This window comes from Streptomyces sp. NBC_00597 (genome assembly GCF_041431095.1).
In the GTDB taxonomy this organism is placed as follows: domain Bacteria; phylum Actinomycetota; class Actinomycetes; order Streptomycetales; family Streptomycetaceae; genus Streptomyces.
Genome location: NZ_CP107757.1, coordinates 4,474,600 through 4,483,562, shown reverse-complemented (window position 1 = coordinate 4,483,562; position 8,963 = coordinate 4,474,600). Strand labels below are relative to the sequence as shown.

Below are 8,963 nucleotides of genomic sequence, written 5' to 3'. Positions count from 1 at the left end.
GAGTCTACGCGGGGTGACCTACCTCTGGGCAGGCCGTCCAGCCGACTGGGCGATCACAGGAGGTTCCTCCATACGGGGGACGGCCGACGAAGCCCGGTCCGCGGCCTGCGCCGCGGCCTTGGCCGCGGCTTCCGCAGCCGCCCGCTCGACCTTCTCCGGAGTGACGAAGCGATAGCCGACGTTGCGGACCGTACCGATCAGCGACTCGTGCTCCGGGCCGAGCTTCGCGCGCAGCCGCCGTACGTGGACGTCCACCGTCCGGGTGCCGCCGAAGTAGTCGTAGCCCCAGACCTCCTGGAGGAGCTGGGCGCGGGTGAAGACTCGGCCCGGGTGCTGGGCGAGGTACTTCAGGAGCTCGAACTCCTTGAAGGTGAGGTCGAGGACCCGGCCCTTCAGCTTCGCGGAGTACGTCGCCTCGTCGACCGACAGGTCGCCGTTGCGGATCTCCATGGGGGAGTCGTCGGAGCCCAGCTGCTGGCGGCCGGTGGCCAGCCGCAGCCGCGCCTCGACCTCTGCCGGGCCCGCGGTGTCGAGGAGGACGTCGTCGATGCCCCAGTCCGCGGTGACGGCGGCGAGGCCGCCCTCCGTGACGACGAGGATCAGCGGACAGCCGGGTCCGGTGGAGCGGAGCAGCTGGCACAACGAACGCACCTGCGGTAGATCGCGGCGGCCGTCGACGAGGATGACGTCCGCGCCCGGGGTGTCCACGAGGGCCGGGCCCTCGGCGGGGGCCACCCGGACGTTGTGCAGTAGAAGGCCGAGGGCGGGCAGCACCTCGGAGGACGGCTGCAGGGCATTGGTCAGCAGCAGGAGGGAGCTCATGCCCGTCCACCTGCCCAGGTCGAGCGGTCTTGCACGGTTCGCTGGTCCATCACGTCGGTTCCTCCTCGGTCCCGTCGAGGACTTTCGCGGTACTGCTTCGTACGTGGTGCGTGGTGCGGTCGTGGCGGCCTGCCGGTCCCCGCGCCCTGAGGCCCGGCGGACACCACTGTTGTCGGTCCGTTCAACGTGCTGAAAGCACAAAAGGACCCGGGGGCAACGTTGCCCGGATCCTCTCGCCAGCAGAATAGCCCACCCGCCGGTGCGGGGCCGAGGCTCGGCCGCAGCCTCTTCTGTGGTTCCTGCCACCCTTACGCCCGGCTTATGCCCCGGTTTCACCGGATCGATGGACGTACGGCGGGCCGCCCGGGCGCACACGGGGCGCGCGGAGGCACGCCGGACCCGTGGGCGGGAGGGGTCATCATGGAGGCCGACGGTAGAGAGCCGACGATGGGAGCAGCAGTGGCAACCGGAACCATCCGCTACTGGGCGGCGGCCAAGGCCGCGGCCAAGACGGCGGAGGAGCCGTACTCGGCGCAGACACTGGCCGAGGCGCTCGACGCCGTGCGGGAACGCCACCCCGGGGAGCTGACCCGGGTCCTGCAGCGCTGCTCCTTCCTCGTGAACGACGAGCCCGTGGGCAAGCGCCCGCACGATGCCGTTCCGCTGACCGAGGGGGGCACCGTCGAGGTGCTCCCGCCGTTCGCGGGCGGGTGAGCGGAAACCGATGAGTACCCCCGAGGAACAACAGCAGCACCACCAGCAGCACCAGCAGCAGTACCAGCAGGACCCGTACGGGACCCAGACCTGGCAGTCCGACACCTGGGACACCGGCTACCAGCCGGTGCAGCCGGTGCAGGAGATCCAGCCGGTGCAGCCGGTCGAGCCCGTACAGCCGCCCCTGGGCGCGCTGCCCGGCCAGCCGGTGGCACCCGAGGGCTGGTTCCGGGACGAGGCCCCGGCCCCGCAGGCCCCGGCCGCCCCCCAGGACTGGACCGGGGGCGGTGCCGTCGGCGTGCCGTGGCCGGACGGCTCCGCAGCCGCCGCCGAGCAGACCGCGTACCTGCCGCCCTATCCGGGCCCGGGCCAGGCCGCGGCCGATCCGCAGCCGCAGTCGCAGTCGGCCGCTCCCGAGGGCTGGTTCCGGAACGAGGCCCCGGGCTGGTCCCCGCAGGCCGCCGTCCCCGCTCCCGCCGCGGCGGCGGAGACCGCGTACCTGCCGCCGTACCCGGGCCCCGCCATGCCTGAGCCGCAGTCGGCCGCCGCGGCGGCCGAGACCGCGTACCTGCCGCCCTACCCCGGCCCCGCCATGCCTGAGCCGCAGTCGGCCGCCGCGGCGGCCGAGACCGCGTACCTGCCGCCCTACCCCGGCCCCGCCGCGCCCGAGCCGCAGCCCGTCGCTCCCGAAGGCTGGTTCCGGGACGAGGCGCCCGCAGCCCCCGCTCCGGCCCCTGCCGCCGACTGGGCGCAGACGGGTGGCTCCGGCGCGTCCTGGAGCGAGGGCTCCGCCGCCGAGCAGACGGCCTACCTCCCGCCCCAGGCCGCGGCTCCGGCGGGCGCCGGCGCCGCCGAGCAGACGGCCTACCTGCCGCCGTACCCGGGCCCCGGGGAGCCGGCCGCCCCGGCCGCGCAGCAGGCCGCCCCCGCAGCCCAGGCCGCCCCCGCAGCCCCCCTCGGCATCGAGGTTCCGGGCGAGGCGCCCGAGTACTCGCCGCCCACCCTCGGCGGGAACACCCTGCGCGCCGTCGACCCCGCCCAGGCCCGAGCCGAAGGCCGGTCGCCGATCATCGACCCCGGTCCGCAGCCGGCCGTGCTGACCGCTGCCCTCGGGCTGCTGCTGGCCGGTGCCGCCGCCCTCGGGGACCTCGCGCTGCTCGCTCCGCTGGTCGTCCTCCAGGGGCTCACCGCGGGCGGCTGGTTCCGGCTCAACGGCATGTGGCCCGCCCGCCAGGGCATCGCCCTCGCCTTCCTCGGGGCCCTCGTCGCCGACGGCGCCGTGCTCGCCGTCGACGACACGTACGGCCCCGGCGCGATCATCGGCACCCTCGGGGCCTGGGTGTTGCTCACGCTGGTCCTCCAGTTGCGCAGCCACGCCGACCCCGACGAGCGGATGTACGGGCTGATGGCCTCCGTGGCCTCCGCCGCGCTCGCCATCGTCTGCGCCGGCTACCTGGCGGCCGACTCCGCCGCCGTCAGCGTCGGTGCGGCCGCCGTCGCCGTCGCCGTCTTCACCCGCGCGCTGCCGCTGCCGACCCCGGCTTCCGTCGGCGTCTCGCTGGCCGCTGCCGCCGGGGCCGGCATCGCGGTCGGCGGACTGACCTCCGTGGGTGCGGGCGGGGCCCTGGTCGGGCTGGCCGCCGGTGCGTGCGCCCTGATCGGGCTGCGGGTGGCCGCGTACGACTACCCGTCCAAGTTCGTCCACATGACGGCCGGTGTCGCGCTGCCGCTGGCTGCCGCCGCTCCCGCCGTGTACCTGATCGGCCGGGTGGTGGGCTGACGGCGGACGCGCCGTGGACCATGGTCGGCCGCCGGCCGGCGGCCGACCATGGTCCACTAGAACGCACGTACCGATCTACAGGGGGTGGGGCACGTGCGGTTCCTGCGTGTCGTTGTGATCATCGGAGTGGTGCTGGGGGCGCTGTTCGCCGGCGTCGACCGCTGGGCGGTGAACTACGCCGAGAACCGGCTGGCCGAGCGCATCCAGGCCCGCCAGGGCCTCGCGGGGTCCGTGGAGGTGGACATCCACGGCTTCCCGTTCCTGACCCAGGCGCTCAACCACGACCTCGACCAGGTCGACGTGAAACTGGACGGCGTCGAGGCCGTGTCGGACGGCCGCAAGACGCGCCTCTCGCGGCTCGACGCCTCCTTCCGCGGCGTGAAGCTGAACGGCGACTACAGCGGGGGCACCGCGCGGCAGGCCGAGGGCACGGCCCTCGTCACGTACCGGGACCTGACCGAGGCCTCGGACAAGGGCGTGACGGTGACCTACGGCGGGGCGCCGGGCAAGGTGAAGGTCACGGCGGCCGTGGAGGTCCTCGGCCGCAGGCTCGCCCCCAGCGTGGTGTCGACCGTTGCGCTCGTGGACGCCCCGGGCGGCGGAAAGATGGTCCGGGTCCGGGCCGACGACGTGCCCGGCGCGGGCCTGCCCGGGGTCGAGGGCGCGGTCCGCAAGAAGACCGACTTCGACCAGCGGCTCGACGGCAGCCTGCCGGCCGGGCTCCGGCTGACCGCGCTGACCTCGGACGAGGCCGGCGTTCACCTCACGCTGACCGGCTCGGACGTGGCGCTGGCCGGATCGTGAGACAGGACGGTCCGATCCGCAGAAGGACGGGCCGTACGAAGGCCCCCGGAGGCGGTGCGGCAGCTGCCCGGGGGCATATGCATCCCACTATTCGGACGATCCTGTCTCGGAATATGACACGCCGGTGACAGGGCGGCCGATTCGTCCCTACGATCCATGGCTATGAAGCATCAGCAGGCGGACCTCACGAAGCGACGGGCAGTAGACCTGTGTCGCGTCGCCGCCATGCTCTGTCGATCCATGTGACCTGTGAGCGTTCCCGCTCCATCAACCGGACGACCGTCCTTCCCGCGTGACCGCACCGCAGCCGCCCCCTCCTGCCCACTGAAGCCTCCCCGCCCAGTGCCCGAGGACGCCGCCCGCAACGGCACGCACCAGCAGCACCCGCAGAACGCCCCGCAGCACCTGCACCTGCACGGCACGCCCCGCCGCACACTGCCCCGGAGGAGAACACCATGAGCCGCAGCGACGTCCTCGTCGACGCCGACTGGGTCGAGGCCCACCTGAACGACGCCAACGTCGTCATCGTCGAGGTGGACGAGGACACGTCCGCCTACGACAAGAACCACATCACCAACGCCGTCCGGATCGACTGGAAGCAGGACCTCCAGGACCCGGTCCGCCGCGACTTCGTGGACCAGGAGGGCTTCGAGAAGCTCCTCTCCGCCAAGGGCATCTCCAACGACGACACCGTCGTCCTCTACGGCGGCAACAACAACTGGTTCGCGTCCTACGCCTACTGGTACTTCAAGCTCTACGGCCACCAGGACGTCCGCCTCCTCGACGGCGGCCGCAAGAAGTGGGAGCTCGACTCCCGCGACCTGGTCGACGGCACCGAGGTCCCGAACCGCCCGGCCACCCAGTACGAGGCCAAGGCGCAGGACGCCTCGATCCGCGCCTTCCGCGACGACGTCGTGGCCGCGATCGGCGCCCAGAACCTCGTGGACGTCCGCTCGCCCGACGAGTTCTCCGGCAAGCTGCTCGCCCCGGCGCACCTCCCGCAGGAGCAGTCGCAGCGCCCCGGCCACGTGCCGAGCGCCCGCAACATCCCGTGGTCGAAGAACGCCAACGACGACGGCACCTTCAAGTCCGACGAGGAGCTGACGGCCCTCTACGAGGCCGAGCAGGTCGACCTGTCGAAGGACACCATCGCGTACTGCCGCATCGGTGAGCGCTCCGCGCTGACCTGGTTCGTGCTGCACGAGCTCCTGGGCCAGGAGAACGTCAAGAACTACGACGGCTCCTGGACCGAGTACGGCTCCCTGGTCGGCGTGCCGATCGAGCTCGGCGCCAACAAGTAACCAGACCGACCACGACCGGGCACGCGACGCCCTTCGTAGTACGACCTCTCTAGGACAGGACAGAGAACATGTGTGGAGCACAGATCGGCGGGCCCGACCTCGCGACGCTCAAGCCCGGTGAGACCGCCATCCAGGGCCAGGTGACCAAGGACGGCGAGCCCGTCAGCGGGTACGTGCGCCTGCTCGACTCGACCGGCGAGTTCACGGCCGAGGTCCCGACCTCGGCGACCGGCCAGTTCCGCTTCTACGCGGCGACCGGCACGTGGACCCTGCGCGCGCTGGTCCCCGGCGCCCAGGCGGACCGCGCCGTGGTCGTGGCCGAGGCCGGCGGCGTGACGGACGTGGCGATCGCGGTCTGAGAGCACCGCACGCCCGAATGACCGGCCGGAGGGCCGCACCCCAGGGGGTTGGACGCCACTGGAACGGGGTGCGGCCCTTCGCGCCGTCCGGCCGCGGCCCTACCCTGGAGGCATGTACGCCCGGCGGCGCCGCGTCTATTTCCTGCTCATGGGCGGATGCGTCTTCCTGTTCGTGTCCGCCTGGTCCTTCGTGCGGCTGTTCTCGGTCGAGGCGGCCGTGGCCCTGTGCGTGGTCGCCATGGTCATCCCGCCGGTCGCCGCGATGGTCGCGAACCGGCGAGGGCCGGAAGACCGCTGGTGGGACGACCCCTCGGGCGATCCGAAGTCCGACGAGTGGTGGGACGAACTGGACGGAAAGCGGCGTCCCAAGGACTGAAACGCCGCGAGATAAGAATGTAATAAGCGCGCGTACAACCACCCCCTTCTTGTACATGTCATGCGTGTGCACGGGTGATCACCCGATGCCTTCATGTCCTGTGGGGGGACTTCCTTGGAACACGCACAGACCACCCCTGAGCAGCCGGAAGGGGAGGAGACCGGAACGCGCCGTGCCCGCGGGCGCCGCCGCACGGTCCTCCTGATCGCCGGCGCCGTCGTACTCGGCGTGCTCGCGGGAACGGTCACCGGCTACGCGATCCAGTACGACCGCGCGCCCACGCCCCTGCCGCCACTGGCGCAGCAGAAGATCGACCAGCCGAAGCCGCAGGCGCCGAACGGGTCGACGAGCAACCGCACCATCAACGCGGGCCGCTGGCACAAGACGGACGACGACCTGACCAAGCTCCTGATCGAGGCCCCGTCCGGGGCGCAGGTCCGTTACTCGGGGAGCCGTTCCCCGGACGAGTTCTCGGCGGACTACTACAAGGAACCGGGGCGCGGTCTCGCCAGCCAGATCGACCACGGCGTGCGGCGGATCGCCGAGCTGGAATGGGCACAGGACGACCGGAACTTCGTCACGATCCGGCTCTTCCAGTACAAGGACCGCTCCGGTGCCGACTGGTACCAGGGCGCCCACGGCTACCTGGATGACAAGGAATACATGGGCAACCACGGCAAGGACCTGCCCGGTGTGCCCGCCGAGCTCGGCCACCTGTGGGTGGCCTCGGAGCAGCGGGAGAAGCCGGGTTACCTCCCGTCGAGGTGGGCCCGGGTCGTTGCCGAGCGCGACGGCATCGTCATGGAGATCGAGTACATGAACAACCGCGGCGTCGTCGACGAGAACGACGTCGCCGAGATCGCCAAGCGACAGTGGGAGCGGCTGTGAGCGACCCGCAGGACGACACCACCGCCGTGACGGCCGAGCCGGCTGCCCCCGAACCGCAGGCCCCCGCCGCTACGCCGGCCACCGCGCCCCGGGTGCGCGGTCGCCGGACCACGGCCCTGATCGCGGGCGGAGTCGGTATCGCCGTCCTCGCGGGCGGGGCCCTCTGGGGAGCCGGGCAGATCGCCGGTGCCGACCGCACCGCGCCGACCCGCTACTGGGGCGCGGCGAACGCGACTCCCCGGCCGACCGGAACGTCGGATCCGAGGCCGACCGTGCCGCCGAACGAACTGACGGGCAAGCTGCTGCCGCTCCCCGCCGGCTTCGAGCCCGGCCCGGACCTCGACGAGGACGGGAACGACTTCTACGTGTCGGGCGAGCTGGCGCTCCAGTCCCTCAAGGAGGTCCGCTCCGGGCTGTCCGGCGATCAGCGGGCGGAACGGGACAAGGCGCTGGGCGACCTGAAGCTCAAGGGCATGGCCGGACGCAGCTACCAGCAGGTCCGCGAGAACCGGGTGGTGGAGATCCACCTCACCCAGGCCGACCCCCAGACCCTCGCGAAGTTCTCCGAGTTCAGCAAGAAGCTCCTGGAGCTGACGGGAGGCGACCGCGACGCTCCGAAGATCGACGGCTTCCCGGACGCCAAGTGCGCACTGGAGACCCTCGGCAAGGAAAAGGTGGAAGAGAAGGAGAAGATCGAGGCCATGGACTGCGTGGCCCTCCAGGGTGACGTGCTCGTGGCCTTCCGGACGTACGGGCGCAAGCCGTTCTCCGCGAACGACGGCGCCGACCTGTTCAAGCGGCAGCTGAACCACCTGAAGTCCCCCGGGGAGTCCGTGTGACCGAGCTCAACACCCCCGAGACCGCCCCGGGGCGGACGCCCGCGGGGTCCGAGGCCGTCGCGCCGCCCGCCGAGGCTGCCGCGCCGGCTGCCGATGCCGTCGCGCCGCCCGCGTCGCCGCCCGTGCCCAAGGACCGCCGCAAGCTGTTCGCCGCGCTGCGCTGGACGGCCGCGGTGCTCGTCTTCGCGACCGTCGGCGCGGGGGTCACGTACGGGATCACCCGCGTCGAGCGCACCGACGTCCCCGGCCTGTCCACCAAGGACGACGGCCGCTGGAAGTACCCGGCACTGGTCAAGCCGGAGCTGCCCGCGGGCGCCGCGTTGCCGTTCGCCGAGGACAACCCGGAGGGCATCCACTACGCCGGTCTGAACCAGCTGCTGCTGCCCGCTCCCGCCGGCGCGACCCCCGACCCCACGCTGAAGCTGGAGAAGGACGAGGCGGTGCCGGTCGACACCTTCCTGGAGGAGTACCAGGCCGGCGAGCGGGAGAAGCTCAAGGCATCGCTCGTGAACGGAGGGCTGCGCCAGATCGCCGGGCGCGGCTGGACCACCCCGGACGGCACCCGCACCCGCATCTACCTGCTGCGTTTCCACGGCTCGGGGTTCGTGGACGCCTTCAAGGGCTGCACGATCTCAACAGGTCTGGCCAATGCCTCCGTGCTGGAGGCCGACCCGGTCTGGAGCGAGGTCAAGAGGAGCCAGCGCAACGACCTGGGCAGCGACGGTTCGGCCTCCGGCCCCTCCTGGCGCAGTGCCCACGACGTCACGCTCTACCAGGAGGCCAAGCCGACGGGTGACGAGCAGGTCCGGTTCGGCTGCGTCCAGTCGGGCGACGTCCAGGCCCTGGTCCTGCAGACCCGCAAGGGGCAGGCCCCGGTCGTCCCCCTCCACCAGACGGTGATCCTGCAGAGCCAGCTGCTGGGCTGATCACCCCCCGGAGGGGCGTACGGCCTACCTCACGGAGTGCGGCGGTCCCCGGGCCAGTAGGCTTGGGGACCGGCCCCGTACACGCCCACATCACTCCGAGGAGCACCCCGTGCTTGAGGCATTCTTCACCTCCCTGCTGATCCTGGTCTGCGTC

At 72.1% G+C, this 8,963-nt stretch carries 11 protein-coding genes; 10 read left to right on the top strand and 1 reads right to left on the bottom strand.

Annotated features, from left to right (window positions below; translation table 11 throughout):
• Positions 1-18: 18 nt before the first annotated feature.
• The gene (locus OG974_RS20110) at positions 19-822 is read right to left on the bottom strand and encodes a response regulator transcription factor (protein ID WP_327284080.1); all 804 of its coding nucleotides are present in this window, start codon (positions 820-822) and stop codon (positions 19-21) included.
• 459 nt (positions 823-1,281) lie between these two features.
• Here OG974_RS20110 and OG974_RS20105 point away from each other — a divergent pair, with 459 nt between their 5' ends.
• The 10 genes from OG974_RS20105 (at position 1,282) to OG974_RS20060 (ending at position 8,809) form a co-directional block, all read left to right on the top strand.
• A complete protein-coding gene (locus OG974_RS20105; RefSeq protein ID WP_054222580.1) occupies positions 1,282-1,536 on the top strand; it encodes a MoaD/ThiS family protein in 255 nt (84 codons plus the stop codon).
• A gap of 10 nt (positions 1,537-1,546) precedes the next feature.
• Complete coding sequence (locus OG974_RS20100) at positions 1,547-3,316, top strand: hypothetical protein (RefSeq protein WP_371643953.1); 1,770 nt, start codon at positions 1,547-1,549, stop codon at positions 3,314-3,316.
• A gap of 93 nt (positions 3,317-3,409) precedes the next feature.
• The gene (locus OG974_RS20095) at positions 3,410-4,120 is read left to right on the top strand and encodes a DUF2993 domain-containing protein (protein ID WP_327284079.1); all 711 of its coding nucleotides are present in this window, start codon (positions 3,410-3,412) and stop codon (positions 4,118-4,120) included.
• A 156-nt stretch (positions 4,121-4,276) separates the two neighbouring features.
• Complete coding sequence (locus OG974_RS20090; protein ID WP_350875872.1) at positions 4,277-4,366, top strand: Ms5788A family Cys-rich leader peptide; 90 nt, start codon at positions 4,277-4,279, stop codon at positions 4,364-4,366.
• A gap of 209 nt (positions 4,367-4,575) precedes the next feature.
• Positions 4,576-5,421 (top strand): sulfurtransferase, encoded by an 846-nt coding sequence (locus OG974_RS20085; RefSeq protein ID WP_327284078.1) that lies wholly within the window; start codon positions 4,576-4,578, stop codon positions 5,419-5,421.
• A gap of 68 nt (positions 5,422-5,489) precedes the next feature.
• Positions 5,490-5,780: a DUF1416 domain-containing protein gene (locus tag OG974_RS20080; protein ID WP_327284077.1), complete on the top strand. Its 291-nt coding sequence runs from the start codon at positions 5,490-5,492 to the stop codon at positions 5,778-5,780.
• Positions 5,781-5,892: 112 nt separating this feature from the next.
• Entirely contained in the window at positions 5,893-6,156 is a 264-nt protein-coding gene (locus tag OG974_RS20075) for a DUF3099 domain-containing protein (RefSeq protein ID WP_327284076.1), read from the top strand.
• A gap of 114 nt (positions 6,157-6,270) precedes the next feature.
• Complete coding sequence (locus tag OG974_RS20070) at positions 6,271-7,044, top strand: hypothetical protein (protein ID WP_371643950.1); 774 nt, start codon at positions 6,271-6,273, stop codon at positions 7,042-7,044.
• Entirely contained in the window at positions 7,041-7,883 is an 843-nt protein-coding gene (locus tag OG974_RS20065) for a hypothetical protein (RefSeq protein WP_329313876.1), read from the top strand. The genes OG974_RS20070 and OG974_RS20065 overlap by 4 nt, the downstream gene beginning before the upstream one ends.
• Entirely contained in the window at positions 7,880-8,809 is a 930-nt protein-coding gene (locus OG974_RS20060) for a hypothetical protein (RefSeq protein WP_371643948.1), read from the top strand. Before OG974_RS20065 ends, OG974_RS20060 begins: the two co-directional genes overlap by 4 nt.
• Positions 8,810-8,963: the final 154 nt, after the last annotated feature.

Excerpts from the sequence above, each read along its gene's own strand:
- OG974_RS20110 (WP_327284080.1), bottom strand. The coding sequence starts at position 822 with ATGAGCTCCCTCCTGCTGCTGACCAATGCCCTGCAGCCGTCCTCCGAG.
- OG974_RS20100 (WP_371643953.1), top strand. The coding sequence starts at position 1,547 with ATGAGTACCCCCGAGGAACAACAGCAGCACCACCAGCAGCACCAGCAG.
- OG974_RS20090 (WP_350875872.1), top strand. The coding sequence starts at position 4,277 with ATGGCTATGAAGCATCAGCAGGCGGACCTCACGAAGCGACGGGCAGTA.
- OG974_RS20085 (WP_327284078.1), top strand. The coding sequence starts at position 4,576 with ATGAGCCGCAGCGACGTCCTCGTCGACGCCGACTGGGTCGAGGCCCAC.
- OG974_RS20080 (WP_327284077.1), top strand. The coding sequence starts at position 5,490 with ATGTGTGGAGCACAGATCGGCGGGCCCGACCTCGCGACGCTCAAGCCC.
- OG974_RS20075 (WP_327284076.1), top strand. The coding sequence starts at position 5,893 with ATGTACGCCCGGCGGCGCCGCGTCTATTTCCTGCTCATGGGCGGATGC.